The sequence below is a fragment of the Polaromonas sp. P3_B1 genome (assembly GCF_056402935.1).
In genome coordinates, this window is the sequence record NZ_JBFUGK010000003.1 from 41,178 (window position 1) to 68,096 (window position 26,919).

At 65.3% G+C, this 26,919-nt stretch carries 26 protein-coding genes; 10 read left to right on the plus strand and 16 right to left on the minus strand.

The features are described from left to right. Positions 1-51: 51 nt before the first annotated feature. The 3 genes from mreD to AC1DXS_RS02655 all read right to left on the minus strand — a co-directional run bounded on the left by mreD (position 52) and on the right by AC1DXS_RS02655 (position 2,598). Positions 52-570: a rod shape-determining protein MreD gene (gene mreD / locus AC1DXS_RS02645; protein WP_477736028.1), complete on the minus strand. Its 519-nt coding sequence runs from the start codon at positions 568-570 to the stop codon at positions 52-54. Next, positions 567-1,493: a rod shape-determining protein MreC gene (gene mreC / locus AC1DXS_RS02650; protein WP_477736029.1), complete on the minus strand. Its 927-nt coding sequence runs from the start codon at positions 1,491-1,493 to the stop codon at positions 567-569. The genes mreD and mreC overlap by 4 nt, the downstream gene beginning before the upstream one ends. A 61-nt stretch (positions 1,494-1,554) precedes the next feature. Next, the gene (locus tag AC1DXS_RS02655; protein WP_007872262.1) at positions 1,555-2,598 is read right to left on the minus strand and encodes a rod shape-determining protein; all 1,044 of its coding nucleotides are present in this window, start codon (positions 2,596-2,598) and stop codon (positions 1,555-1,557) included. A gap of 305 nt (positions 2,599-2,903) precedes the next feature. Here AC1DXS_RS02655 and gatC point away from each other — a divergent pair, with 305 nt between their 5' ends. Genes gatC through gatB form a run of 3 tightly spaced genes read left to right on the plus strand, consistent with a single transcriptional unit; the run spans position 2,904 to position 6,218 of the window. Further along, entirely contained in the window at positions 2,904-3,203 is a 300-nt protein-coding gene (gene gatC / locus AC1DXS_RS02660) for an Asp-tRNA(Asn)/Glu-tRNA(Gln) amidotransferase subunit GatC (RefSeq protein WP_477736030.1), read from the plus strand. Beyond that, the gene (gatA, locus tag AC1DXS_RS02665; RefSeq protein WP_477736031.1) at positions 3,200-4,708 is read left to right on the plus strand and encodes an Asp-tRNA(Asn)/Glu-tRNA(Gln) amidotransferase subunit GatA; all 1,509 of its coding nucleotides are present in this window, start codon (positions 3,200-3,202) and stop codon (positions 4,706-4,708) included. Before gatC ends, gatA begins: the two co-directional genes overlap by 4 nt. Before the next feature lie 10 nt (positions 4,709-4,718). After that, positions 4,719-6,218: an Asp-tRNA(Asn)/Glu-tRNA(Gln) amidotransferase subunit GatB gene (gene gatB / locus AC1DXS_RS02670; RefSeq protein ID WP_477736032.1), complete on the plus strand. Its 1,500-nt coding sequence runs from the start codon at positions 4,719-4,721 to the stop codon at positions 6,216-6,218. A gap of 33 nt (positions 6,219-6,251) precedes the next feature. On the opposite strand, the gene AC1DXS_RS02675 is transcribed toward gatB, so the two are convergent. Together AC1DXS_RS02675 and pyrE are read right to left on the minus strand one after the other, a co-directional pair. Beyond that, positions 6,252-6,908 (minus strand): DUF4124 domain-containing protein, encoded by a 657-nt coding sequence (locus tag AC1DXS_RS02675; protein WP_477736033.1) that lies wholly within the window; start codon positions 6,906-6,908, stop codon positions 6,252-6,254. Between the two features lie 9 nt (positions 6,909-6,917). Then, the gene (pyrE, locus tag AC1DXS_RS02680; RefSeq protein ID WP_477736034.1) at positions 6,918-7,670 is read right to left on the minus strand and encodes an orotate phosphoribosyltransferase; all 753 of its coding nucleotides are present in this window, start codon (positions 7,668-7,670) and stop codon (positions 6,918-6,920) included. A 10-nt stretch (positions 7,671-7,680) separates the two neighbouring features. On the opposite strand from pyrE, the gene AC1DXS_RS02685 reads away from it, so the two are divergent. Continuing rightward, a complete protein-coding gene (locus AC1DXS_RS02685) occupies positions 7,681-8,547 on the plus strand; it encodes an exodeoxyribonuclease III (RefSeq protein ID WP_477736035.1) in 867 nt (288 codons plus the stop codon). A gap of 125 nt (positions 8,548-8,672) precedes the next feature. Here AC1DXS_RS02685 and AC1DXS_RS02690 read toward each other — a convergent pair whose 3' ends face one another. The 5 genes from AC1DXS_RS02690 to AC1DXS_RS02710 all read right to left on the minus strand — a co-directional run bounded on the left by AC1DXS_RS02690 (position 8,673) and on the right by AC1DXS_RS02710 (position 14,657). Beyond that, on the minus strand, positions 8,673-9,059 hold the full coding sequence (locus AC1DXS_RS02690; protein ID WP_477736036.1) for a response regulator: 387 nt from the start codon (positions 9,057-9,059) through the stop codon (positions 8,673-8,675). 5 nt (positions 9,060-9,064) lie between these two features. Beyond that, complete coding sequence (locus tag AC1DXS_RS02695; RefSeq protein ID WP_477736037.1) at positions 9,065-11,962, minus strand: PAS domain S-box protein; 2,898 nt, start codon at positions 11,960-11,962, stop codon at positions 9,065-9,067. A gap of 19 nt (positions 11,963-11,981) precedes the next feature. Beyond that, positions 11,982-12,323: an Hpt domain-containing protein gene (locus tag AC1DXS_RS02700; protein ID WP_477736038.1), complete on the minus strand. Its 342-nt coding sequence runs from the start codon at positions 12,321-12,323 to the stop codon at positions 11,982-11,984. A 306-nt stretch (positions 12,324-12,629) separates the two neighbouring features. Next, positions 12,630-13,787, minus strand: a complete 1,158-nt coding sequence (locus tag AC1DXS_RS02705) for an HPP family protein (RefSeq protein ID WP_477736150.1) — start codon at positions 13,785-13,787, stop codon at positions 12,630-12,632. Between the two features lie 27 nt (positions 13,788-13,814). Beyond that, the gene (locus AC1DXS_RS02710) at positions 13,815-14,657 is read right to left on the minus strand and encodes a M48 family metallopeptidase (RefSeq protein ID WP_477736039.1); all 843 of its coding nucleotides are present in this window, start codon (positions 14,655-14,657) and stop codon (positions 13,815-13,817) included. A 25-nt stretch (positions 14,658-14,682) separates the two neighbouring features. Between AC1DXS_RS02710 and AC1DXS_RS02715 the strand changes: the two genes are divergently transcribed. From AC1DXS_RS02715 to AC1DXS_RS02730, 4 genes are all read left to right on the plus strand, one after another. After that, positions 14,683-16,299, plus strand: a complete 1,617-nt coding sequence (locus AC1DXS_RS02715; protein ID WP_477736040.1) for an AmpG family muropeptide MFS transporter — start codon at positions 14,683-14,685, stop codon at positions 16,297-16,299. Positions 16,300-16,496: 197 nt separating this feature from the next. After that, positions 16,497-17,213: a response regulator gene (locus tag AC1DXS_RS02720; RefSeq protein ID WP_477736041.1), complete on the plus strand. Its 717-nt coding sequence runs from the start codon at positions 16,497-16,499 to the stop codon at positions 17,211-17,213. A 160-nt stretch (positions 17,214-17,373) separates the two neighbouring features. Continuing rightward, positions 17,374-18,618 carry an ATP-binding protein gene (locus AC1DXS_RS02725; protein ID WP_477736042.1) on the plus strand — a complete coding sequence of 415 codons (1,245 nt, stop codon included), beginning with the start codon at positions 17,374-17,376 and terminating at the stop codon, positions 18,616-18,618. A gap of 304 nt (positions 18,619-18,922) precedes the next feature. Continuing rightward, on the plus strand, positions 18,923-19,546 hold the full coding sequence (locus AC1DXS_RS02730) for a carboxymuconolactone decarboxylase family protein (RefSeq protein WP_477736043.1): 624 nt from the start codon (positions 18,923-18,925) through the stop codon (positions 19,544-19,546). Here AC1DXS_RS02730 and waaF read toward each other — a convergent pair. From waaF to radA, 6 genes are all read right to left on the minus strand, one after another. Beyond that, on the minus strand, positions 19,543-20,559 hold the full coding sequence (waaF, locus tag AC1DXS_RS02735; RefSeq protein WP_477736044.1) for a lipopolysaccharide heptosyltransferase II: 1,017 nt from the start codon (positions 20,557-20,559) through the stop codon (positions 19,543-19,545). The two genes, AC1DXS_RS02730 and waaF, sit on opposite strands and share 4 nt — an antisense overlap. Then, a complete protein-coding gene (locus AC1DXS_RS02740; RefSeq protein WP_477736045.1) occupies positions 20,546-20,773 on the minus strand; it encodes a zinc-finger domain-containing protein in 228 nt (75 codons plus the stop codon). The genes waaF and AC1DXS_RS02740 overlap by 14 nt, the downstream gene beginning before the upstream one ends. A gap of 30 nt (positions 20,774-20,803) precedes the next feature. After that, positions 20,804-21,742 (minus strand): branched-chain amino acid transaminase, encoded by a 939-nt coding sequence (locus AC1DXS_RS02745; protein ID WP_477736046.1) that lies wholly within the window; start codon positions 21,740-21,742, stop codon positions 20,804-20,806. A gap of 89 nt (positions 21,743-21,831) precedes the next feature. After that, positions 21,832-22,245 (minus strand): glycerate kinase, encoded by a 414-nt coding sequence (locus AC1DXS_RS02750; protein ID WP_477736047.1) that lies wholly within the window; start codon positions 22,243-22,245, stop codon positions 21,832-21,834. Positions 22,246-22,325: 80 nt separating this feature from the next. Continuing rightward, positions 22,326-23,123 (minus strand): metallophosphoesterase family protein, encoded by a 798-nt coding sequence (locus AC1DXS_RS02755; RefSeq protein ID WP_477736048.1) that lies wholly within the window; start codon positions 23,121-23,123, stop codon positions 22,326-22,328. Between the two features lie 20 nt (positions 23,124-23,143). Further along, entirely contained in the window at positions 23,144-24,523 is a 1,380-nt protein-coding gene (gene radA, locus AC1DXS_RS02760; protein ID WP_477736049.1) for a DNA repair protein RadA, read from the minus strand. A 192-nt stretch (positions 24,524-24,715) separates the two neighbouring features. Between radA and AC1DXS_RS02765 the strand changes: the two genes are divergently transcribed. Next, positions 24,716-25,702: a Bug family tripartite tricarboxylate transporter substrate binding protein gene (locus tag AC1DXS_RS02765; RefSeq protein ID WP_477736050.1), complete on the plus strand. Its 987-nt coding sequence runs from the start codon at positions 24,716-24,718 to the stop codon at positions 25,700-25,702. A 207-nt stretch (positions 25,703-25,909) separates the two neighbouring features. Continuing rightward, positions 25,910-26,884 (plus strand): 2-dehydropantoate 2-reductase, encoded by a 975-nt coding sequence (locus AC1DXS_RS02770; RefSeq protein WP_477736051.1) that lies wholly within the window; start codon positions 25,910-25,912, stop codon positions 26,882-26,884. Positions 26,885-26,919: the final 35 nt, after the last annotated feature.

A 26,919-nucleotide genomic window follows, 5' to 3' on the forward strand; every position in this document is an offset into this window, starting at 1 on the left:
CGGCCCCCTCGGGGGGCAGGGAGTTACACGCAGTGAGCGACCGTGGGGGCCTCATAACGGCCTGTTCTCATCCCGGTCCGGCGCCCGCCGCTGCGGCACCAGCAGCAGCACGCTCACGATGGGCCACAGCAAGGCCTCGACCAGGGGCGCCAGCAGCATGATCCAGCCCGGGAAAATACCGCCGCCTATCATGCGGATCACGAGCTCCACGCCGTGCGCCACGGCAAACAGCGGCAGCACCTGCAGGGCCTGCGAGGGCACGGTGAACCAGAGCAGGCGGCGATGGATCATGGTGGCGAAAAAGCTCAGCGCCGTGTACGACAGCGCATGCTGGCCCAGCAACGAGGACTGGTGCACATCCATGGCCAGGCCGAACATGAAGGCCACGCCTATGCCCACACGCAGCGGCTGGTGCACGTTCCAGAACACCAGCACCAGGGCCAGGAAGTCGGGCATCCAGGGCACGCGCCCCAGGGGCAGCATGTCCAGCAGCAGCGCGGCGATGAGGCTGCACCAGATGAACACCGGGTTGGCGGGCAGCAGCAGCTGCTGGCCTGATCGCATGATCATTTGGCCGCCCCTTTCTCTTTCTTCTTGGGCGCAGCCTCAGGCGTGGCCTCGGGCCGGGGCGGGATCTGTCCAGTGCCGGGCTTGACCACCATGACGTGCCGCGCGCCCGTCACCAGCGCCTGCGGGGCGCAGTAAATCTTGGCGAAGGCCGATTCGGCGCGCCGCTCGATGCGGCTGATCTTCGCCACCGGCAGGCCGGCCGGGTAGACGCCGTCCACGCCGCTGGTGGTCAGCAGGTCGCCCTGCTGCACATCCGAGTTGCTGCCCATGAAGCGCAGCTCCAGCCCGCTGCCCGAGGCGGCCGGGTCGCCATAGGCCACGCTGCGGGCGCCGGTGCGCACGTTGAGCACCGGAATGGCCAGGTCGCGATCCACCACCAACGTGACCTCGCTGACCAGCGGATGCACGCGCGTGACCTGGCCCAGCACGCCGGACTCGTCCAGCACCGGCGAGCCCAGGTCAATGCCCTGCGCCATGCCCTTGTCGATGATCACCTTGCGCGTGTAGGGGTCGGCCGCGTCGTACAGCACCTCAGCGGCCATGACCGGCGTGCCCAGCTGCTCGCGCAGGCCCAGCAGCTTGCGCAGGCGGTTGTTTTCCTGGGTCAGCTGCTCGACCTGGCCGGCGCGCATCGACTGCAAGGCCAGCTTGCGGCCGGCCTCTTCACTGGCCAGCTTGGCCTGGTTCAAGGTGGTGAAATACTCGCCGCTGCCGCGGATGGCGCGCACCGGCTGCAGCGCCACCCATTGCACCGGGTACAACGCGGTGGCCAGCGCGGCGCGCACCGGCTGGGTGATGCGAAAACGGGTGTCGGCAACCATCAGGAACAGCGACAGGGCGCTGAAGAACATCAGCTTGGACAGCGCCGACGGCCCCTGCTTGAAAAAGGGCGGCGGGGATCTGTCAAGGGTTCCTAAGGGCATGGTTCGCTGTCAAGCTGGCCCCGCTTCATGCCCCGGCTTGCGACATGAAGTACGGTGTGGCTTATTCCGAGGTGAAGATGGAACCCAGGCGGTCCATGCGCTCCAGGGCGATGCCGCAGCCGCGCACCACGCAGGTCAGCGGGTCCTCGGCCACCAGCACCGGCAGGCCGGTTTCCTCGGCCAGCAGGCGGTCCAGGTCGCGCAACAAGGCGCCGCCGCCGGTCAGCATCATGCCGCGCTCGGCGATGTCGGCGCCCAGCTCGGGCGGGGTCTGCTCCAGTGCGTTCTTCACGGCGCTCACGATGTTGTTGAGCGGGTCGGTCAGGGCTTCGAGGATTTCGTTGCTGGAGATCGTGAAGCTGCGCGGCACGCCTTCGGAAAGGTTGCGGCCTTTGACTTCCATTTCCTTGACTTCGGAACCCGGAAAAGCCGAGCCAATGCTCTTCTTGATGGCTTCGGCGGTGGGCTCGCCGATCAGCATGCCGTAGTTGCGGCGGATGTAGTTGATGATGGCTTCGTCGAAACGGTCGCCGCCGACGCGCACGCTGCCTTTGTAGACCATGCCGCCCAGCGAGATCACGCCCACTTCGGTGGTGCCGCCGCCGATGTCGACGACCATGGAGCCGCTGGCTTCGGACACCGGCAGGCCGGCGCCAATCGCGGCGGCCATGGGTTCTTCAATCAGGTACACATCGCTGGCGCCGGCGCCCAGGGCACTTTCGCGGATCGCGCGGCGCTCAACCTGGGTCGAGCCGCAGGGCACGCAGATGATGATGCGCGGGCTGGGCTTGAGCAGGCTGCGCGGGTGCACCATCTTGATGAACTGCTTGAGCATCTGCTCGGTCACGGTGAAGTCGGCGATCACGCCGTCCTTCATGGGGCGTATGGCTTCGATGTTGCCGGGGACCTTGCCGAGCATGGCCTTGGCTTCGTGGCCGACGGCCTGAATGGTTTTCTTGCCTTGGGGGCCGCCTTCGTGGCGGATGGCGACGACGGAGGGCTCATCCAGCACAATACCGCGGTCGCGTACAAAAATCAGGGTGTTGGCTGTGCCGAGGTCAATGGCCAGGTCGGTGGAGAAATACCGACGAAATGCTTCAAACATATGCAGGGGTCCGGTTGGGGCATGAGCGAACTTCGTTGCTCGATCGCCTTTTTATTGATCAGCAATTATGGGGAAGTTGGGCCAGAGGCGCTCTGAAATCTGCTTCTGGCATCTAAAAAGCACCTAAAGCCCGCATCCAACCCTGATTTCACACCAAAGGCGGGATAATAACGCATCCCCTATAGATCAATAGCTTTAGCCAGCCCGTTTTTTCAGCTTTACACCTCGTTTCAGCCCCCTTTTTCACCGGAATTTTCTCCCGTCACTTCCGCGGATTCCGCTGTATTTTTCCTTCATTTTTACCCATGGCATTGACACCCCAAGACATCGCCCGCGTCGCCAACCTGGCGCGGCTTGAACTGCGCCCTGACGAAGTCGAGCACACCCTGAGCCAGATCAACGGCTTTTTCGCCCTGGTGGAGCAGATGGAGGCCGTCAACACCGAAGGGGTGGAGCCGCTGGCCCACCCGGCAGCAGTGATCGGCGAAGTCGCCCTGCGACTGCGCGAAGACATCGCCAGCGAACCCAACCAGCGCGAGGCCAGCCAGGTCAGCGCACCCGCCGTCGAAAACGGCCTGTTCCTTGTGCCCAAGGTGATCGAATGAGCGGCGCCACCACAAACAACACCGCGCTGCACGACCTGGGCGTCGCGCAACTCGCCGCCAAACTGGCCGCGCGCGAAGTCTCCAGCGTTGAAGCCACGCAGCACTTCCTGGCCCGCATCCAGCAGGAAAAGCTCGGCGCCTTCCTGGCGACCGACGCGGATGTGTCCCTGGCCCAGGCCAAGGCGGCCGATGCGCGCCTGGCCGCTGGTGAACGCACGCCGTTGCTGGGCGTGCCGCTGGCGCACAAGGACGTGTTCGTCACGCGCGACTTCCCGACGACCGCCGGCTCGAAGATGCTCGAAAACTACCGCAGCCCTTTTGACGCCACGGTGGTGAAAAACCTGGGGTCCGAGGGCTCCGGCATGGTCACGCTGGGCAAGCTCAACTGCGACGAGTTCGCCATGGGTTCGGGCAATGACAACAGCGCCTACAAGCCCGTGCAAAACCCCTGGGACACCAGCCGCATTCCGGGTGGCTCTTCGGGCGGCTCCGCCGCCGCCGTGGCCGCGCGTCTGGTGCCCGCGGCCACCGGCACCGACACCGGCGGCTCGATACGCCAGCCGGCCTCGCTGACGGGCATCACCGGCATCAAGCCCACCTACGGCCGCTGCTCGCGCTACGGCATGGTGGCTTTCGCCTCCAGCCTCGACCAGGCCGGCCCGATGGCGCGCAGCGCGCTCGATTGCGCCCTGCTGCTGTCAGCCATGGCCGGGCCGGATCCGGACCGCGACTCAACCTCGCTGGATTTGCCCGCCGCCGACTATGCGGCGGACCTGCTCGCCGCGCGCCCCGGCAGCGACAAGCCGCTCAAAGGCCTGCGCATCGGACTGCCCACGCAGTTCTTCGGCGCCGGCTGCGCGCCCGACGTGCTGGCGGCCGTGCGCGGCGCGCTGGCCGAGTATGAAAAGCTGGGCGCCACCCTGGTGGACGTGAGCCTGCCGCTGACTGAGTTGTCGATCCCGGTGTACTACGTCATCGCACCGGCCGAAGCCAGCAGCAACCTGAGCCGCTTTGACGGCGTGCGTTACGGCCATCGCGCGGCGCAGTATGGCGACCTCAACGACATGTACAAAAAGTCGCGCAGCGAAGGCTTCGGCGACGAGGCCACGCGCCGCATCATGATCGGCACCTATGTGCTCTCGCACGGCTACTACGACGCCTACTACCTCAAGGCGCAAAAAATCCGCCGCCTGATCGCGCAGGATTTCCAGACCGCCTTCACGCAGTGCGACATCATCGCCGGCCCGGTGTCACCCACCGTGGCCTGGAAAATCGGCGAGAAGTCCGACGACCCGGTGGCCAACTACCTGGCCGATATTTACACCCTGTCGTCCAGCCTGGCCGGCCTGCCCGGCATGAGTGTGCCGGCGGGCTTCGGCGCCGGCGGCATGCCCGTGGGCCTGCAGCTGATCGGCAACTATTTCAAGGAAGCGCAGCTGCTGGGCGCCGCCCATCAGTTCCAGCTGGCCACCGACTGGCACCTGCGCCAACCCCCAAGCCTTTGAGTGATTCGACATGAGCCAGACCCAACCCGCCGTCAACCCCTTCGCCGAAATGCAAGCCGGCCGCCCTACCGGCCCGCTGGTGCAAGGCTATGAAGTCATCATCGGCTTTGAGACCCACACACAGCTCACCACGCAATCGAAAATCTTCAGCCGCGCCTCCACCGCCTTCGGTGCGGAACCGAATACGCAGGCATCCGCCGTGGACTTCGCGCTGCCCGGTGCGCTGCCGGTGATGAACAAGGGCGCGGTGCAGCGCGCCATCGAGTTCGGCCTGGCTGTCAATGCGCACGTCGCCGAGCGCAGCGTGTTCGCGCGCAAAAACTACTTCTATCCCGACCTGCCCAAGGGCTACCAGATCAGCCAGTTTGAAATCCCCGTGGTGCAGGGCGGCAGCGTCGAGTTTTTCCTGGAGGGCGAAAAGCGCTCGGTGCGCCTGGTGCGCGCCCACCTCGAGGAAGACGCCGGCAAGTCGCTGCACGAAGACTTCATCGGCATGAGCGGCATAGACCTGAACCGCGCCGGCACACCGCTGCTCGAAATCGTGACCGAGCCCGACATGCGCTCCTCGGCGGAGGCCGTGGCCTATGCGAAAGAGTTGCACAAGATCGTCACCTGGATTGGCATCTGCGACGGCAACATGCAGGAAGGCAGCTTCCGCTGCGACGCCAACGTGTCGGTGCGCAAGCCGGGCGAGCCGCTGGGCACGCGCCGCGAGATCAAGAACCTGAACAGCTTCAAGTTCATGCAGCAGGCCATCGACTATGAAATTCGCTGGCAGATCGAGGAGATTGAGAGCAACAGGCCCATTGAACAGGCCACCGTGCTGTTCGACCCGGACACGGGCGAGACGCGCAGCATGCGCACCAAGGAAGACGCGGCCGACTACCGCTACTTCCCCGATCCCGATTTGCCGCCGCTGGTGATAGGCCGCGACTGGGTCGAAAAAACCCGCTCGGAAATGTCCGAACTGCCGCGCGTGATGGCGGCACGTTTCGTGAAGGACTACGCGCTGCCTGAATATGACGCAGGCCAGCTGACCCAGAACAAGGCCACGGCCGCGTTCTTCGAGGCTGTTGCCGGGGCCAGCCAGCAGCCCAAGCTGGCCAGCAACTGGGTTATGGGCGAACTGTCGCGGCGCCTCAACAGCGAGGAGAAGTCGATTGATTCCTCCGCCGTGAGCGCCGGCCAGCTGGCAAAGTTGATAAGCCGTATCGGCGACGGCACGATTTCCAACAACGCCGCAAAGCAGGTGTTTGACGCGCTGTGGACCGGTGATGGCTCGGACGTCGACGCGGTGATCGAGGCCAAGGGCCTCAAGCAGATGAGCGACACCGGCGAGCTCGAAAAGATCATCGACGAGGTGCTGGCCGCCAACGCCAAAAACGTGGAAGAGGTCAAGGCCGGCAACACCAAGGCCATGAACGCGCTGGTCGGCCAGGCCATGAAAGCCACCAAGGGCAAAGCCAACCCGGCCCAGGTCAACGAGCTGCTGAAGAAAAAACTGGGTTAGAAACCGCCAGGGCCGGGTAGCCTGCCCGGTTCTTCAGTTTTTGGCGGTAGGCGCCGGGCTTACGGATCCTTCTCGCAGGGCCCACAGCTGTTTGAGTTTGACCAGTTCCTCGTCAAAGCGCTGGTTCACGCGCTTTTTCTCCTGCTCCTGATCCTGGACGAACTTGCGCTGCACGGACGAACTGGCCTCATTTTCTTCAAGCTTGCGCTTGAGCCCCGGCGGCGCCTTGCTGGGATCTTTCGCGTAAAACTCGTATTCGGCCTGAATGACTTTGCGCTGTTCGGCCAACTCGGTCGTCCGTTTGTTGGAAGCCTTGATGACCTCATCGACCTGGGCCAAGGCGATCACGCGCTCCTGGTCATGCACAGCACGATTGGGGTAACGCAGCAGCAGGGCACGGTCCCGGCGCTTGTCCTCGGCCTCGCGTGCACGCGCCTCTGCGGCAGCCTTGTCCTTTTCTTCCTGCGCCGCGCGTTCCTGCGCGGTCAGCGAAGGCCCCACCTGGCGCCTGACCGTACCCGAGCCGTTCAGTTCCTGCTGGGTGCGGTCTATGCACTCGATGATGGGACGGTCAGCCGTGATCTTGCGGCCCTTGCCATCCACGCAGGTATAAATATTTTGAGCCGCGGCCTGATTCGCCGCGAAGGCAGCCGACACCCCGATGACCGTAAGCGCTGTTCGAAAGAGCAAATCGACTCCTTAATCCACGCCGTAGCGTTCCCTGTAGGCCAGTACGGCCTGGTAGTGCGTCTGCAGGGACAGTGCATCGGCCTCTTTGGCGCCCTGCGTGCCGCCCTGTGTGGACAGATACTGCAGCAAGTCGGTCAGGCGCGCAATCGCGCAAACCTGCAGGCCCAGTTGTTTCGTAACATATTGCACTGCGCTATGGTTCACGTCCACGCCGTTTTCCGTGGCCTTTTCCTGGCGGTCCAGCGCGAGCGCGACCGCATGCGGAACGGCGCCCGCCGCCTGGATGATGGCGATCGATTCGCGGGCGGCCGTACCGGCGGACATCACGTCGTCAATGATGAGCACGCGGCCCTTGACCGGCGCGCCGACCAATGTGCCGCCCTCGCCGTGGTCCTTGGCTTCCTTGCGGTTGTAGGCGAAAGGGTAGTTGCGCCCCAGCCGCGCCAGCTCGATGGCCACCGCCGCAGCCAGCGGAATGCCCTTGTAGGCCGGCCCGAAAATCATGTCGAAGGCCAGGCCGGTGCGCTTCTCCTCGGCCAGCAGGTGGCGCGCATAGAATTGCGCCAGCCGTCCCAGCTTGGCGCCGTCGTCGAACAGGCCGGCGTTGAAAAAATACGGGCTCATGCGCCCGGCCTTGGTCTTGAATTGCCCGAAGCGCAGCACGCCCGCCTCCACGGCGAACTGCACGAATTCCTGTGCCAGCGCGCCGTCCGCGGAAGCCGCCCCGTCCCTGTTGTCCTGTTGTTGCCCTGCCGTGCTCATTGAAAGTCCCATGTTTAAATTGACCAGCCTCAACCTCAACGGTATTCGCTCCGCAGCCAGCAAAGGCCTGCTGGACTGGGTTGCGCAGTCCAAGCCGGATTGTATTTGCGTACAGGAGCTCAAGGCGCAAGCGGCCGACATGAGCGGCCGTTTCGAGGAAATCGCCGGCCTCAAAGGCTATTTCCATTTTGCCGAGAAAAAGGGGTATTCCGGGGTCGGCATCTACACGCGCCATGAGCCCAGCGACGTGATCGTGGGCTATGGATCGACCGAATTCGACGCCGAAGGACGCTACGTGGAGCTGCGCTTTGACAGGCCCGGCCGCCAGCAGAGCCCCAAGCTCTCCATCATCAGCTGCTACTTTCCCAGCGGCTCCTCGGGCGAGGAGCGGCAGGCCGCCAAGTTCCGCTTCCTGGCCGAGTTTTACCCGCGCCTGCTGGCCCTGAAGGAAACGCGCGACTTCGTGCTGTGCGGCGACGTCAACATTGCGCACCAGGAAATCGACCTGAAGAACTTCAAGGGCAACCGCAAGAACAGCGGCTTCCTGCCCGAAGAGCGCGCCTGGATGACGGAGCTGCTGCGCGACGCCGAACTCGCCAACGAAGCAGCAGATGAATTGACGCAGCGCACCGGCCCCTCGGTCAAAGGCGGCGGCATGGTCGATGTCTACCGCAGGCTGCAGCCCACAGCAACCGACGCGGCCTACACCTGGTGGAGCAACCGCGGCCAGGCCTATGCCAAGAACGTAGGCTGGCGCCTGGACTACCACCTGGCCACGCCGGCCTTCGCGGCGCTGGCCCGCAGCGAGCACATCTACAAGGAACAGCGCTTCTCGGACCACGCGCCCATGAGCGTGGACTATGAGTTCTCGCTTTGACCCCGGCACTGGTTAAGCCATGAACTCTTAAGCCAGCATGAGCCGCGGGACTGGCTTTGCCAGACCGCAGGCGGGCGGCCCCCTCGGGGGGCAGGAAGCTACACGAAGTGAGCGACCGTGGGGGCCTAACTCTGTTCTGCCCAGATCCGCTGGATCTGCGTAGAGAGCTCCATGGGGTCGAAGGGCTTGGGAATCACTTCCAGCGCGCCCAGGCCCTTGTATACGGCCACCTCCGCGGCCTGCACCTTGGCGGTCATGAAGATCACCGGCGTGCCGGCGGTGGCCGGCAGCTGGCGCAAGCCCTTGAGCGTGGTGGGGCCGTCCATGCCGGGCATCATGACGTCCAGCAGCAGCAGGTCTGCCCCGGCGCCCGGCGCGGCATCCAGGGCCTCCTGGCCGGAGGCGCAGGCGATCACGGTGAACCCTCCCACGGCTTGCAGCGCCATTTGCGCCACCATGCGGATGTCGGGTTCATCTTCAACATAAAGGATGCGGTTCAGTGGTTTTGTCATGATGTTCAACTCACGGGCTTGGGGACGGGTGGGGCCGGGTCTACGGGCGTCTGCAGGACTCGCTGGATTGTATTGAGCAGTTCGGTGTTCGAAGTATGGGCCTTTACCAGCACCGCGTCAGCATGCCGTCCGTCGGAGGGGTCCACGTCGCCGGCCGAGAACACGATCACCGGCGGGCGCGGGTCCAGTGCATCAATGTCTTCGAACAGGTCCCAGCCCGAATGGCTGCCCAGCGCCAGGTCCAGCAGCACCAGGTCGAACGGATGCTCGCGCAGGCGCTCGCGGGCTTCGTCCAGCGTGGCCGCGAATTCGAAACTCGCGAAGTCCTGGGCGATGGCGGCGGTGATGCGCTGGATGTCCAGATCGTCTTCCACATGCAGGATGCGCGGCTTGCCCGAGTCCAGGGTGGCCACGGCGCGGCGCAGGCTGTGGACCAGCAGGTGTTCGTCGATGGGTTTTTTCAGCCAGTCGGACACACTGTGCGGCTTGCGGTTGAACTGCAGCTCGCCCTGCTCGGCCATGGCGGAAATAACCACCACCGGCAGGTTGCGCGTCCTCTCGTCCTCGCGCAGCTGCCCGATGAAGGCCACGCCGTTCTGCCCGGGCAGCTTGAGGTCCACCGTTACCGCGTCGTAGGTGTTGGAGGCCAGGCTGGCCAACGCCTCCTCGGCGCTGTAGGTCATGTCGGAATCAAAGCCGGCCTTGCCCAGCATCATGCTGATCAACTTGGCGACGTCGGCGTCACCCTCACAGATCAGGATGCGCGGGCGTGAAGAAAGCGTAGGCGGCCTCAGAGGCTTGAGCAGCGGCACCGGATTTGTCCATTCCGGCATTTCAAAAAAGAAGGTGGTGCCCACGCCGGCCTTGCTGAAAAACCCGATGGTGCCGTCCATTTTTTCAACCAGTGCGCGGGAAATATTCAGGCCCAGGCCGGTGCCGCCTTTCTGGCGGGTATCGGACGAGTCGGCCTGCGAAAACTTCTGGAAGATGCGCGAGCTGAATTCCTCAGGGATACCTGGGCCGACGTCGACCACCTCGGTGCGCACCTTCTGCCCGACGCGCGAAAGCCTCACCTCGACCGTGGCGCCCTTCGGCGAAAATTTCACGGCGTTGGACAGCAGGTTGGTCAGCACCTGGGTCATGCGGTCGCTGTCGATGCGCACGTGCAGCGCCGCGTCGGGGGCCCGCATTTCAAGATTCACCCCATGCTGGCCGGCAAACCCCTCGTTCGCGACCAATGTCTGTTCGACGAGCTGCTTGAGGTCCACCACCTGCATATCCAGGCGCAGCTTGCCGGACTCGATTTTTTCGCTGTCCAGGATGTCGTTGATCAGCCGGATCAGGCGCTCGCAGTTATTTTTCGCGATGCCCACCAGGCTCTTGACGGCCTCGGGCAACTCGCCTGCCACACCGCCGGAAATCAAGCCCAGCGAGCCCCGGATCGAGGTGAGCGGCGTGCGCAACTCGTGGCTGACCGTGGAGACAAACTCGGTTTTCATGCGGTCAATGCGCTTGAGTTCGGTGATGTCGGTGCCCAGCGAGAAAAAACCGATCACCCTTTGCGCCGCGGAGCCTTCGCCGTAGCGCGGGAAGTACTGCATCGCGTAGTGCCTGCGCTCGCCGTGGGGCGTGACCTGCGTCCGCTCATAACGCACGGTGTTCCCTTTCAGGACCTCATCGACCTTTTCGCGCACCGTCTCGTAGACCTGCGGACCCAGCACGTCGGCCAGGGGCTTGCCGTCGATCTGCTCATAAGTGAGGCCGAAGTTTTCTTCGTAGGCCCGGTTGTGAAAGCGAAAACGCTGCTCGGTGTCCAGGTAGGCAATCAGGGCCGGCACGGTGTCCGTGACCTGGCGCAGCTGCGACTCGCTGGCCCGCAAGGCCTTGGTGATGCGCTTGCTTTCGGTGATGTCGTGCATCAGGGCGGTGAACATGCGGCGCCCGCCCACCTGCACGTCGCTGAAGGACACGCTGACCGGGAATTCGGTGCCGTCCTTGCGCAAGGCCAGCACTTCCCGCCCGGAGATCCGGAAAGCGCCAGGCCGGGCGTGCATCATCGAGGTGAATTCCTTGTACTGGTTGCGCAGGCGTTCGGGCACCAGTTCGGAAACATCGCGCCCCACCAGGTCACTGCGCTCATAGCCGAAGAGTTGCAGCGCGGCGCCGTTGGCCTCCAGCACGATGTCCTGGTCGGTGGTGGTGATCACGGCTTCCACCATGCCCTCGGTGATGCTGCGGCTCATCGCTTCACTGTCGCGCAACTGGGCTTCGCCGAGTTTTCGCACCCGCTCGTAATGCTTGACCACATAGACCACCCAGGCGAGCATGGCGACGAACAGCAGGCTGCCGGCGAGGATAAAGCCTTGGGCCCATTGCGCGCTGTGCTCGGCCGCCGCCTGCGCGTCGCGCCACCTGTAGGCCTCCCGGTTGCGCGCGCCTCCCAGCAGTCCGTCGGTGCGCACGCGCAGTTCACGGCTGGCGTCGCTGGCCAGGACGGCCGCCGCCGCCTCCGCGCCTCCTGCCTTGCGCGCCGCAATGGCCTGGTCGGCGACGCGGGCACGCTGGATGATCAGGTCGTCAAAATCCGCAGATTCCTGCAGCACCTTGGCCTCACGCGTGCGAGCCCTGATGGCGCGCAGCTCGACCCGCGCTTCCTGGAAGGCCGCCAGGTCGTCCTCGCGGCCGCTCAGCAGGTATTGCCGCAGCGTCGACTCGGCCGTTCGCAACGCGGAATCCACGCGCTCCAGCATCACCAGCGTGTCCTCGGTGCGCACGCGGGACTGCGCTGTTTCCAGCAGGCGGCCGATGGTCAGGTAGGACGCAGCGCCCAGTACCACCGTCAGCAACACACCGCCCGCCACTGCAATCTTGATCTTTGTCAGGAAAAGGGCGGAGGATGGCATGGGCGGTCCTTCCGGGCTTTCAGGCCGCGCTGTGAAAGCGCTGCTGCAACTCTTCGACAGCCCGCCCCACCTCGTCCCGGGTCTCGGGCGCGAGCACCTGGCCGGCGCCGACATGGGGGCTCAGGGCCAGTTCCAGCGCCTGCGCCGCCAGGCCGAGCTCCGCCCAACCGAAAGTGGCTGCGGAACCCGCCAGGCTGTGCGCATGGCGCTCCAGGGTAGGCAGGGCGTGGGCCAGATCCTCGCCCCGCAGGACCTGCTGCCAGAGCAAGCCGACCTGCTCCAGGCGGCGCGGCAGGGAACGGGCGTAGTCGGCGCGCTGCTCCTCCAGGAATGCAATCAGGGCCGGGTCGGTGCGCGTCATGGCATCGGGATGGTGGCCGCCCGCCGTGCGTCCGTGAGGGCTCGCCGACGCAAGGAAAAGGCGGCTCGTCCTGGAGGAAAAGGAAGGCTCATGCGGCGCATCTTAAGGCGCAAGTATCAAAATGCAGCGTAGGACAAGTACGAGTGGTGCAGGCCCCATATGCCGATTCGGCAAGCGGCCATCCTGCGCCAAAACCGTCTGGCGCGAGTTCGTTAAATCTAATGGCTTGGTACGGGGCGATGGTCGCAAAAATATCGCCGGAATATGAATACGTTAGGCCTCGTTGGCCATGCGATGTGCGCCTGATCAAGCCGCCGGGTCCGCGGCTCTTCCCAGCGCCGCGACCAGATCCGACTGGGTAATAATGCCGACCAGCCGCTCGCCCTCCCCAATGATGGGAATGTGGTGGTGGCCCGTGCTGCCGAACAGCGGCACCAGCTCCACCAGCCGGCGTTGCCGCCCGGCCACGCGCACATTGCGGGTCATGATCTGCCCCACGACCTCGGGCTTGTCCGAATACACGCTGCGCGTGCTGCGCACCAGCTGCCTGAGCTTGGCGTCAAAGCCCTCGTACAGGTCCAGGTCGGCCGCCCGCATGAAATCCGCCATCGTGATGATGCCGGCGATGCGAAAGCTGCGGTCCACCACCGGCAGCGCCTTGATGCGGCGCTCCCTCAGCAGGGCCCAGGCTTCCTCAAGCGGTGTGCCGAATTCCACCGTCACCAGATCGCGCGACATGATGTCTTCGCAGCGCACTTCGGCGAGCTTGCGGTCATAGGCGCGCAGCCGGGTTTCGGCCAGCAGCGCCTTGAGGTCGTCGCGGCTCACGTCCAGCACCTGGTTGTAGCGCGCCAGCACGGCGTCGAGGTCGGCGTCGAGCTGCTTGTCTTCAGCCGAGGGGGCAGCGTCTCGCGGCGGCAGCTGCGTGTGCGGATAGGCGCGCCGCGTCGCGTTGTTGTAAAGGATGCCGACCGTGACCAGCAGCACCGAGTTGAGCATCACGGGATAGAAGGCGAACACCGGACTGGAAATGCCGCCCAGCACCATCATGAGCGCCGTGGCGCCGCCGGGTGGGTGCAGGCAGCGCAGGGCCAGCATCAGCGCAATCGCCGTGGCCACCGCCAGGGCCGCGGCCAGTTCGGGCGAACCCAGCAGGTGCGCGCCGTGCACCCCGGCGATGCCGGCCAGCGCCGACAGCGTGTTGCCGCCCACCACCGGCCAAGGCTGCGCCATGGGGCTTGCCGGCACGGCAAAAATCAGCACCGCACTGGCCCCCAGCGGCGCCACCAGCCAAGGCAGGCCGGGCACCACCCAGCCGGCCAGATGGCACAACAAGCCCGTCAGGAAGATGCCGAACAGCGAACCCGCCACCAGGCGCAGGCGTTCGCGTGTGTTGATGCGGGTGCGCGCCGGGCGAAAAGCCCTCCACCAGGCTCGCGACAAAAATGCGGCGCGCTGCGTCAAACCGGTCACCGGGGGACGCCAGCCAGATCAGCTACGCGCGCGCTGGTAGAGGCCCTGAACTTTTGGCACATTGGCCTGAAGTTGCTGGATGCGCTCGGGGCCCGAGGGATGGGTCGAAAGAAAGCTCGGGCCGGACGCGCCGCCGCCGGCCTGGCCCATTTTTTCCCACAAGCTGACGGCCGCCTGTGGGTTGTAGCCGCCGCGCGCGGCCAGCTCCAGGCCGACCAGGTCGGCATCGGTTTCATCCTCACGGCTGAAACGCAGCGTCAGCAGTTGCGTGCCAATGCTGGCGGCAAGGTCACCGACCTGCCCCCAGCCCAGCAATTGCGCGCCCAGGGACAGCAGGGTGCCCGTGCCCTGGCTTTTGGCGATGCGCGCGCGCGCGTGCTCGCGCAGCGCGTGGGCCATTTCGTGGCCCATGATCATGGCCGCCTCGTCGTCTGTCAGCTTGAGCTGGTCGAGGATGCCGGTGTAGAAGGCGATCTTGCCGCCCGGCATGCAAAACGCGTTGATCTGCTTGCTGCCCAGCAGGTTGACTTCCCAGCGCCACTGCCTGGCGCGGTCGTTCCATTGGGCGGTCTGCGGAACCAGCCTGGCGGCGATGGCGCGCAGCCGCTGCAGCTGCGGATTGCCCTGCGGCGCCAGCGCGCCCTTGGCGCGGGCTTCGGCCAGCAGCTTGCTGTATTCCTGGGTGGCGGCGCTTTCGATCTCGTCGGCAGGCACCAGGTTGCGCAGCTGGGACGCGGGCCCGACATCGACCTGTGCGCGCAGCGGCGTGGTGGCCGCAGCAGCAGCGGTACCGGCAGCGGCCAGCAGAAATGCCCGGCGGCCAGGCCAGGCGGAGTGTTTGGCATCGCATAAAAAGCACATGGGTGAATAATAGTCACAAATCGAAATGGCCATGTCAGACAAAACCCCCTCATCCGCCCTGGCTCCGGCCGCCGCCTCCTCCACTCCCGAATCCCCCAGCGCCGCACCATCGTGGGCCAGCGTCTGGCGCGTGTACGCCGAGCGCGCCACACTGCGCATGCTGCTGCTCGGGTTTTCGGCAGGCTTGCCGCTGTTGCTGGTTTTTGGGACCCTGAGCTTCTGGCTGCGCGAAGCGGGCATTGACCGGACCACCATCGGATTTTTGAGCTGGATCGGCCTGGCCTATGGCTTCAAATGGGTGTGGGCGCCGCTGGTGGACCGCCTGCCGATACCGATACTCACCCGCCTGCTGGGCCGCCGCCGGAGCTGGTTGTTGCTGGCGCAATTCACCATCATCGGCGCGCTGTGCGGTATGGCGATGAACGACCCGAAGCTGTCCCTGCAACCCATGGTGTGGTGCGCGCTGGCCGTGGCCTTCGGCTCGGCCACGCAGGACATCGCGCTTGATGCCTTCCGCATCGAATCCGCGGATGCCAAACGCCAGGCGGCGCTGGCGGCGGCCTACCAGACCGGCTACCGCATCGCCATGATCTGGGCCGGCGCCGGCGTGCTATGGATCGCCGCGCGCGCCGAAGTCCCCAATGCGGCGGCCTACCAGCCCGGTGCATGGCAAGCCGCCTACCTGGTGATGGCCTTCTCCATGCTGCCGGGCATCATCACTGTGCTGTTTTCATCAGAGCCTGCCGAGCGCGCCCGCGCCGAAAGCGACGCCGAAACCGCGGCGACCCGCGCGCGCTTTGCCGCCACCGGCATTCCCCTCTATGGCGCGGTGCTGTTTGCGACGCTCGCCCTCCTCGTGCTGTTGCTGCTGGCGGCACCGGGCATGGTGTTGCTGGCCTACTACCTGGCCCTCAGTGCCTACCTGTTGCCGCTGCTCGTCTACGTGCTGGCCATCATCGGCCTGGCCAAAACAGGTATTCGCATCGCACTGCCGGCGCGGCTGGTGCCGGCCGCCGTCTGGTTCGACCATGCCTTTTACGTGCCGTTCGCCGAGTTCCTCAAGCGGTACGGCAAGCAGGCTATCGTGATCCTCGCGCTGATCGCCATCTACCGCATCAGCGACGTCGTCATGGGCATCATGGCCAACCCGTTTTACGTGGACATGGGCTACACCAAGGATGAGGTCGCCGCCGTCACCAAGATCTACGGCGTCATCATGACGCTGGTGGGGGCCTTCATCGGCGGCGCCATGGCCATGCGCCTGGGCGTGATGCGCGTGCTGATGCTGGGTGCCGTGCTGAGCGCGGCCAGCAACCTGCTGTTCGCCTGGCTGGGCACGCGCGGCCACGACGTCACCGCGCTGATCTTCGTGATCTCGGCCGACAACCTCTCCAGCGGCATTGCTTCGGCCGCCTTCATCGCCTACCTCTCCAGCCTGACCAACGTCAACTATTCGGCCACCCAGTACGCCCTGTTCAGCTCCATGATGCTGCTGCTGCCGAAATTCCTGGCCGGTTATTCGGGCAAATATGTGGACGCTTTCGGTTACACCAACTTCTTCACCGCGACCGCCTTGCTGGGCCTGCCGGTCCTGGTGCTGGTGGCCCTGGCATCGCGCCTGCAGGCCCCGAAATCCTCCTGAGAGCGGGAATTCACAGCTATCAAATCGATAGCTGCGAAACAACTACCAGATACCCGCGCAGCGGAGTATGCTGGCAGGCTGCCGACCCGGTTTACCTTAACTTTACGATGGCTTCAAGCGCGATTGTTGCGTGCGGCGCAGCATAAACCCATTGTGATCCACCCCGGGGGACACACCCTGCAACCGAGGACCCATCCATGACCCAACAACTCCTGATGATCGAAGACGATGCCCGCCTGGCCAACATGGTGGGCGAATATCTACGCCAGTCGGGCTATGGCTTCACCCACGCGGCCGACGGCGCGAGCGGATTGGCCGCACTGGAGGGCAACACGCCCGACCTGGTCATCCTGGACCTGATGCTGCCCGACATGGACGGCCTGGAAGTGTGCCGGCGCATCAAGGGCCAGGGCAGCGAGACCGCCAACACTGCCGTGCTGATGCTCACAGCCAAGGGCGACCCCATGGACCGCATCGTCGGCCTGGAGATCGGCGCCGACGACTACCTGCCCAAGCCCTTCGAGCCGCGCGAACTGCTGGCACGCATACGCGCCGTGCTGCGCCGCGGCGGTGAAACCGGCAATGCCGCGGCCAACGGCGGCCACAAGGTCATGCGCTTCGGCTCGCTTGAAATCGACCGCGATGCGCGCACCGTCTCGGTGTCGGGCAGTCCCTGCGAACTCACCTCCTACCAGTTCGACCTGCTGGTGGCGCTGGCCGAGCGCGCCGGCCGCGTGCTGAGCCGCGACCAGATCATGGAAGCCGTGCGCGGCCGTGAGCTCGAGGCCTTCGACCGCTCCATCGACGTGCACATGGGCCGCATCCGCAGCGCCATCGAGGCCGACGCCAAGGACCCCAAACGCATACTCACCGTGCGCGGCGTGGGTTATGTGTTCGCCAAGCAGCAGGACTGAAAAAAAGGAAATGGCTATGGAGCTTCTAGAAATGCAATTGTCGGGATGCAGGGCGAGGCGCCCGGAGCGCAGGACACCGGAATGCACTTCGGTGCATGAGGATTCCGAGCACCGCGCAACGACGCCATGCGCCCGAAAATTGGATTTATAGGAGTTCCATATGTGGACTAGGTTTACGTCGCACCTCTATGTGCGCATATGGCTTGCGGTTGTCGCCACCGTGGTCGTGCTGACCTTCCTGGTCGGCGCGGCCTGGCGCCTGAGCGCCGACCCGCCGCAACTGCCCATACGCGAAGTGCTGGTGCACAACGACAAGGGCGAAGTCATAGGCACGGCGCAGACCCGGCCCGACCGTAAGCTCGGCGACGACCTGGAGTTTGACGTCACGACCAAAGACGGCCAGACCCTGAACCTGCTGCTGCCCCGGCCCAAGCGGCCGCCCGGCAGCAACCCCTGGATGCGCCCACCTTTTGGTTTCGGCTTTGGCTGGATGCTGGGCCTGGTCGGCCTGGCCGTGGCGCTGGGTGCCTACCCTGTCATGCGCCGGCTGACGCAGCGGCTCGAAGCCCTGCAGCGCGGCGTGGAGCGCTGGGGCGCCGGCGACCTGTCGGCCCGCGTCAATGCCGAAGGCACGGACGAAGTGGCTTTCCTGGCCCGGCGCTTCAACCACGCGGCCGAGCGCATCGAGACCCTGATGGAATCGCACAAGTCGCTGCTGGCCAATGCGTCGCACGAGCTGCGCTCACCGCTGGCGCGCATACGCATGGGGCTGGAGCTTATGGGCACGGATGCGGCCTCACCCCAGCGCAAGGAAATCTCCCGCAGCATCACCGAACTCGACCAGCTGATCGACGAAATTCTGCTGGCCAGCCGGCTTGACGCCAAGCAGGCCGACGCAGAGCCTTTCGAAAGCCTGGACCTCACAGGCCTGGCGGCCGAGGAATGCGCGCGCGTCAACGCCGAGCTCAGCGCGGAGCTCGGCAACCAGCCGGCCGCCGGCCTGGGGCTGGACGCCGCCAGCCACAGCCTGACCGTGCAGGGCTCGCCGCGCCTCTTGCGCCGGCTGATCCGCAACCTGCTGGAGAACGCCAGGCGCTATAGCACCGGCGAGATCAACCTCGAGCTCGCGCAGACCCGCGTAGGCGCCAAGCAGCTGGCCGTGGTCAAGGTGCACGACCGCGGCCCGGGCGTTCCGGCCGGCCAGCGCGAGCGCATCTTCGAGCCCTTCTACCGCCTGCCCGGCGCCAGCGAGCGCGAAGGCGGCGTGGGCCTGGGCCTGGCGCTGGTCAAGTCCATCAGCCAGCGCCATGGCGGCAATGTGCGCTGCGAGGCACGCCCCGGCGGCGGCGCCTCCTTCATCGTTGAGCTGCCCGTGGCGCACACCATGGCCCAGCCGGCGGCGTGAAATAAGTCACGAAACTCCCGTCTGATCGAGAAAAATCCGCTGCCCTCCTCTATTTGGAGAATGGTCAAACCCTGCGCAATCGCCGACAGTTGCGGACGTTGCTGTCACAACACCCACAAATCGAGGGAAACAGGGAAATAAGAACCAAGCGTCGGTGAAGCATTTTTATTGATCTCCCAACGACGTTCTCCCTTCCAGGAGAACTTTCAACAGGCCACCGCAAGGTGGCCTTTTTTTTGCCTGCCCACGGGAAGGCGGCGGCTTTGATACCCTAGGCGCCTCCCCTCACCACAGGACACACGCCATGAGCACCGCCGCCGCGCCCCAGCCCGCCAACGTCCCCCAGGGATTTTTCCCGTCCACCGAAGACCGCATGCCGCTGATGCCGCGCGATGCCATGACGCCGGCGCAGCGCGAAGCCGCCGATGCCATCATTGCCGGACCGCGCAAGGCCGTGTTCGGCCCCTTCATCCCCCTGCTGCGCAGCCCGCAGCTCATGGGCCGCGTCGGCGACATGGGCGCCTACCTGCGTTTTGAAAGCACGCTGGATGCGCGCATCCGCGAACTCTGCACCTGCGTCGCGGCCCGCCACACCGCCAACCAGTTCGAGTGGCTGATGCATGCACCCCTGGCGGTGGCTGCAGGCGTGGCGCAGGCCACGGTGGACGCGATCGCCGAAGGCCGGCAGCCCCGCGGCATGGCCGACGACGAAGCCGTCGCGCTGGATTTGAGCTTTGAGGTACTGCGCCAGCACGGCTGCAGCGATGCCACCTATGCCGCTGCCGTCAAAACGTTTGGTGAGCAAGGCGTGGTCGAGTTGGTGAGCCTGGTCGGCTACTTTGTGATGGTGTGCTGGGTCATGAACGTGGCGCGCACGCCGACGCAGGGCAAGCCGGGCTTTGCGCCCCTGTCGGCTTTTCCGGCCTAGGACGCCGAGGCCAGCGCCGCCAGCACCCGCCCGGGCGCGATGTCGTTCAGGCAGCGCGTATGGCCCAGCGGGCATTCGCGTTCAAAGCAGGGCGCGCAGTCCAGCGGCGGTTGGTAAGCCGCGTCGGCCTTGAGCCACAGCACGGCTGCCTTGTCGCTGAGCGGCGGCGTGTGCAGCGGGCTGGACGAACCGAAAATCGCGACCTGCGGCACGCCGAAAGCCGCCGCCACATGCATCAGGCCCGAGTCGTTGCTGATGGTGGATTTGCAGGCGGCGATCAGGCACAGCGCCTGCACCAGCGAGGTCTTGCCCGCGAAGTTCAGGCACTTGCCGGCTTGCACCGCGTTGACGGGCGCGGCGATTTCTTCGCACAGCGCCGCTTCCTTGCCCGAGCCCAGCAGCACAACAGGCAGGTCCAGTGTGGCGGCCAGTTCTGAAAAATAACCGGCCGGCCAGCGTTTGGCGGGTCCATACTCAGCGCCCGGCGCGAACACGTAGTAGCCGCCGCGCCGCAAGCCGAGGTCGGCCAGCGTCTGGTCGACCTCGGCAGGCGCCATCTGCAACTGCGGTTTGTCCTTGTCGAGATCTGCTCCCCCGCTCAGGGCCGAATAAAACGCCACCATGGGCGGCTTGTTCTTCGGGTTCTTGAGCCGGTGCGTGAGCAGGCCCACGCGGGCCTCGCCGAAGTAACCGATGCGCTCTGGAATGCTCGCCAGAAAAGGCAGCAGCGCGCTTTTCAGCGAGTTGGGCAACACATAGGCTTTGTCGAAACGGCCTTCAATGCGTTTGGCGATCGCGCGGCGTTCGCGGAACTGCAGGCCGCCGTGCGCAAAAGGGAACTCAATGACCTCGGCCACCTGCGGCATGGCACGGTAAACCGGCGCGACCCAGGGCAAGGCCCCCACCGTGAGGCGTTCGCCGCGCGCATGCAAGCGGCGCAGCAAGGGTTCCGTCATCACCGCGTCGCCTATCCACTGCGGCGCAATGACGAGGGCGTTTTTAGTGGCCACCACCGAAATGCTCGCCGTCTTTCAATTTGTAGACGGTCCCGCAATAGGGGCATTTCGCTTCGCCGGTGCGCGCCACGTCCAGGTAAACCTTGGGATGGCTGTTCCAGATTTTCATGTCGGCCTTGGGGCTGGGGCAGTAGACACCGCCCTGGGCGTTCAGGTCGGAGGCCAGAAGTTCGACAGCGGATGAATGAGAGGTTGTCGTGGGGGTGCTCATATTCGGGCTTTCAGTAAGCGAGTCCGTGCTTCAGACCTTGGCCAGCCAATGGGCGTATTTCGGATTGCGGCCGTTGACGATGTCAAAGAAGGCGGTCTGGATTTTTTCGGTGATGGGGCCACGCGAGCCGGCGCCGATCTGGATGCGGTCGAGTTCGCGAATCGGTGTGACTTCGGCGGCCGTGCCGGTGAAAAAGGCTTCGTCGCAGATGTAGACCTCGTCGCGCGTGATGCGCTTTTGCACCAGCTCCAGGCCCAGGTCCTTGCAGATGTGCAGGATGGTGTTGCGCGTGATGCCGTTGAGCGCACCGGCCGAGAGGTCGGGCGTGTAGACCACGCCGCCCTTGACCACAAAGATGTTCTCGCCCGCGCCTTCGCTGACAAAGCCCGAGGCGTCGAGCAGCAGCGCTTCATCGTAGCCGTCGTCCAGCGCTTCCATGTTGGCGAGGATGGAGTTGGTGTAGTTGCTGACCGCCTTGGCCTGCGTCATGGTGATGTTGACGTGGTGGCGGGTGTAGCTGGAGGTCTTGACGCGGATGCCGCGCTTCAAGCCTTCTTCACCGAGGTAGGCGCCCCAGGCCCAGGCCGCGACCATCAGGTGGATCTGGTTGCCCTTGGGGCTGACGCCCAGCTTTTGCGAGCCGATCCAGGTCAGCGGGCGAATGTAGCAGGACTCCAGTTTGTTTTCGCGCACCACGGCTTTCGTGGCCTCGTTGACCTCTTCCTGGGTAAAGGGAATCTTCATGCGCAGGATCTTGGCGCTGTTGAAGAGGCGCTCGGTGTGCTCTTCAAGCCGGAAAACCGCCGTGCCGCCGGCCGCGTTGTAGGCGCGCACGCCTTCGAAGGCGCCGCAGCCGTAATGCAGGGTGTGGCTCAGCACATGGATCTTGGCGTCGCGCCAGTCGACCATCTGGCCGTCCATCCAGATTTTGCCGTCGCGGTCTGCCATGGAGGGTGCTACTGGGGACATGATGGAATCCTGTTCTATATGGGGTGATGCGGGGTAAGCAGGTGGGTGGGCGCACGCCGCGCGCCGCCAAAAGACCTGAATGACGGATTTTACGGGGCGGGCGCCGCCACGTCCGGCGCGGGCCGGAAAAGCTCATGGTGCGACAGTTTGCCGCCCACGAACGTGCAAGTCACATGCGACTCACCGGCGTCCGTCCAACGGAAGATCTCGGGCTGCTCGTCCTTGGGGGTGAGCAGCTGTCCAAGCGCCCGCGTCATGGCCACCACGTGCAGCAGCGACATGCCCGGTTTGAGCTTGGCGTTGAGCATGACCGCGCTGTCGACGTAGCCGATGGGCCGGTTGGCCGCGCGTTTGAGCACCTGCATCATGCGGCTGAAATGCAGCAGCACCCACATGACCAGACCACCGGCTACCGCGGCCACACCGGCCCAGCCGTAAAAGCGGTAACCCAACACAACGGCCGCGACGCCGGCCACGGGAACAAGGATTTTCTGGAAGTTCATCGCGCTATTTTCGCAGGCCGGCGGTCCCCGCCGGCTGCGGGGACTGCGTAGCAGCCAGGCCAGCCGCAAAACCGGGGAAATCAGCCCGCGCGCGCCGCCCAGCCCGTGGCCAGTGCGTACGCCCAGTCGCCGCGCCCGCGGGCCTCGGCGACGCGCGACTGCGCCAGGTGGTCATAGGGCACGGCGCGCAAATCGACCCGCCAGCCCGAGCCGGTTTTTTCGGCGATCGCATAGCGCGCGTGCGACGCACCGTTTTCCACCACATGCGGATGCGGGTGTTCATCGTCATAGGCTTGCAAGCCGACGCTGCCGGGGTTGACGATGAGCACGTCGCCGCACTGCGCCATGCGCGGCACGTGGGTGTGGCCGCACAGGACCAGCGAATGCCCGGACTGCGCTGTGGCGCCCAGGCGCTCCCGCACCTCATTCGCCGTGGCCGGGCGTATGCCGGTGGCATGGCCCGCGCCCGCACCGGCAAAACCCGGCACCGTGGTTTCCAGCCAATAAATCAGGTCGCTGTGCGGCGTGCCGTGGCACAGCAGGATGTCGCCGCCGGCCAGCACCAGGCTTTCGGGCAGCGAGCGTATCCACGCCAGGTGCACCGATCCCAGCTGGGCGGCCGTATAGCCATCGGTGCTCAGGGGGTCCAGGTACTGGCCCTGATCGATCAGCGCCAGCACCTGCCGTTCGTGGTTGCCGCGAATCGTGGTGAAGTTGCGCGCCATCAGCAGCTCGGCCGTTTCGGCGGGCTGCAGCGGCCCGCTCAGGATGTCCCCCAGGTTCACCACCTGGTCCACACCCTGCCGCTCGATGTCGGCCAGCACGGCCTGAAGCGCCGGCAGGTTGCCGTGGATGTCGGAGATGGCGGCGAGTTTCATGGCACTGATTGTGCAACGCCTCAGCCCAGGCCGCGCACCACGTTCATCGCCTCTTCCACGCGCTCCACCGCGTGGATGGTCAGGCCCTCAATGGGCTTCTTGGGCGCGTTGGCCTTGGGCACCACGGCCACGCTGAAACCCAGCTTGGCGGCTTCCTTCAGGCGCTCCTGGCCGCGCGGGGCCGGCCGCACCTCGCCGGCGAGGCCCACTTCGCCGAATGCGATAAAGCCCTTGGGCAAGGGCCTGCCGCGCAACGACGAAGTGATGGCCAGCATCACGGACAGGTCGGCGGCCGGTTCGCTGATGCGCACGCCGCCCACGGCATTGACGAACACGTCCTGGTCCATGCAGGCCACGCCCGCATGGCGGTGCAGCACGGCCAGCAGCATGGCCAGGCGGTCGCGGTCCAGGCCCACCGAAAGGCGCCGCGGGCTGGGCCCGCCGTTGTCGACCAGCGCCTGGATTTCGACCAGCATGGGACGCGTGCCTTCCAGCGTCACCAGCACGCAGCTGCCGGGCACAGGCTCGCTGTGCTGGCTCAAAAAGATGGCGCTCGGATTGGCCACACCCTTGAGTCCTTTTTCGGTCATGGCGAACACGCCGATCTCGTTGACCGCGCCGAAGCGGTTCTTGATGGCGCGCACCAGGCGAAAACTCGAATGCGTGTCGCCTTCAAAGTAGAGCACGGTATCCACCATGTGCTCGAGCACGCGCGGGCCGGCCAGCGCGCCCTCTTTGGTCACATGGCCCACCAGCACAATGCACACGCCGCTGGACTTGGCCGCGCGCGTGAGGTGCGCGGCGCATTCGCGCACCTGCGCGACCGAGCCGGGCGCGGAGGTCAGCTGGTCGGAATACACGGTCTGGATGGAGTCGATCACGGCGATCGCCGGCTGGGTGGCTTCCAGCGTGGCGAGGATTTTTTCAAGCTGGATCTCGGCCAGCACCTTGACTTGCGAGCCGTCCAGCCCCAGCCGGCGTGAACGCAGCGCGACCTGCGCGCCGCTCTCTTCACCGGTGACGTAAAGGGTGTTGAGCCCGGCGCGCTGCAGCGAATCGAGCGCCTGCAGCAGCAGGGTGGATTTGCCGATGCCGGGGTCGCCGCCAATCAGCACCACGCCGCCCTCGACGATACCGCCGCCCAGCACGCGGTCCAGCTCTTCATGGCCGGTGGGCGTGCGCTCCATGTCGGTGGCTTCGATGTCGGACAGGGCGGTCACGTCGGAGGCCTTGGCCAGGGACTGGAACTGGCTGCTGTAGCGGTTTTTGGCCGGCGCGCCGCTTTCGGCGGCCGATTCGACCAGGGTGTTCCAGGCGTTGCAGTGCGGGCATTTGCCCAGCCACTTGGGACTGGTGCCACCGCACTCGGTGCAGGTGTAAATCGTTTTGTCTTTGGCCATGCAAGATGTTACTGTATAAATAACCAGGCTTTGAGTTTTAGCCATGATGCTGGACTACGCGAGGCGCGTCGCGCAGCTTGCCATGCCGCATCTCCATTCCGCCAGGCATGCACGAATGCGCGCTTGCACAGACAATAGCTTTTTTTCGCGCGCCCGCCGACCCGGCCCACCGCTTTTCTGAGGACACGACACATGAACATCTCGCGCCGCCAGCTCATACAGTCTTCCAGCGCCGCCGCCCTGCTGGCCGGCATAGGCCGACAGGCCTGGGCCCAGGCCCTTGACAGCACCAAGGTCATCGCCGGCTTCGCGCCCGGCGGCACCGCCGACATCGTCTCGCGCCGCGTGGCCGACAAGCTGCATCCCGGCTATGCCAAAAGCGCGGTGGTTGAAAACAAGACCGGCGCGGGCGGGCAGATCGCCGTGCAGTTCGTCAAGACGGCCGCACCCGACGGCACGACGGTGCTGCTCACGCCCATGTCCATGCTGGGCATCTATCCGCACACCTACAAAAAACTCCCCTACGACCCGGTGGCCGACCTGACCCCGGTCTCGGCCGCGGCGATTTTTGACTACGGCTTTGCCGTCGGCCCCATGGTGCCGGCCAACGTGAAGACCGTGCCCGACTTCCTCGCCTGGTGCAAGGCCAACCCCGGCCAGGCCAACTTCGGCTCGCCGGCGGCGGGCTCTTCGCCGCATTTCATAGGCGCCTTGCTGGGCCGTGCCGCGAACGTGGACCTGCGCCACGTGGCCTTCCGCGGCACCCAGCCCGCGGTGCTGGACATGGTGGGCGGGCAGATCGCCGCCGTATCGGGCCCGACCGGCGAATTCACCCAGCACGTGGCGGCCGGCAAATGCCGGTTGCTCTCCACCAGCGGCCCCAAGCGCAGCAAGTTCACGCCGAACACGCCCACGCTGGTGGAACAAGGCTTCAAGGACATGGCCTTCACCGAATGGTTCGGTTTTTTCCTGCCGGCCAAGGCGCCACAGGACGTGGTGCAGCGCCTGAACGCCGGCATACGCGGCGCGCTGGCCTCGCAGGAAGTGATCGACGGCTTGGCTGTGTCCTTCCTGGAGCCGGCGCCCACCTCGCCGGCCCAGCTCGCCGCCATGCTCAAGGCCGACACCGAGCTCTGGGGCCCGCTGGTGAAAGCTGTGGGTTTCACACCGGAAGGCTAAAAAACCATTCTTTATCGATCAAGGACTGTTTCTCCCGTGGACCGCACGGGCAACAGCCCAATTTGTCTAAAAACCTAGTTATTCAGTCGCGACACCGTTCGGGCTGAGCCTGTCGAAGCCTTGCCTCGTACGACCATGCCCTTCGACAAGCTCAGGGCGAACGGCTTGTAGGATGACCGAGTAGTTATTCAAACAGGACGGCAACGGATGAAAGTCTGTATTTACGGCGCAGGCGCCATAGGCGGCTGGATAGGCATGGGGCTGGCGCGTGCCGGCTGCAGCGTCAGCGTGGTGGCGCGTGGCGGCACGCTCGAGGCCCTGCAGCTGCACGGCCTGCGGCTCAACCAGGACGGCAAGGTCACGTCGCAGGCCGTGGCCTCCAGCGCCGTGCCGGCCGAACTCGGTGTGCAGGACATGGTGGTCCTGGCCGTCAAGGCGCCCTCGCTGCCCGAGGTCGCGCGGCAGATCGCGCCGCTGCTGGGCCCCGACACCCTCGTGCTGACCGCCATGAACGGCGTGCCCTGGTGGTTTTTGCAGGGCTTTGGCGGCGCGCTGGCCGGCAAACGACTCAGTTCGGTGGACCCGTCGGGCGAGATCGCCGAGGCGATTCCCGCGCGGCACATCGTCGGCTGCGTGGTGCATGCCAGCTGCTCGCTCGATGAGCCCGGGCAGGTGCACCATCACTTCGGCAACAAGCTCATCATCGGCGAGCCCTCCGGCGACAAAACGGCCCGCGTACTGCAGCTTGCCGCGCTGCTCGAAAAAGCCGGCTTCGAAGCCCCGGTGTCGGACCAGATCCAGAAGGACATCTGGTTCAAACTCTGGGGCAATATGACCGCCAACCCGATCAGCGCGCTGACCGGCGCAACCATGGACCGCGTGCTCGACGATGAACTGGTGACCGCCTTTACCCACAGCATCATGCTGGAGGCCAAGGAAATCGGCGCGCGCATCGGCATCCCTATCAACCAGACCCCCGAGGAACGCCACGTCATCACACGCAAGCTGGGCGCCTTCAAGACCTCCATGCTGCAGGACGTGGAGGCCGGCAAGCCTGTCGAGCTCGACGCGCTGGTAAGCGCCGTGCGCGAGCTGGGGGAGCTGACGGCTGTGCCCACGCCCTCCACCAACGCCCTGCTGGGCCTGGCGCGCTTGCAGGCGCGGGTCAAAGGCCTGTACTGAACCGCTCTTCTTCACCCTTTTCACCAACACTTTTT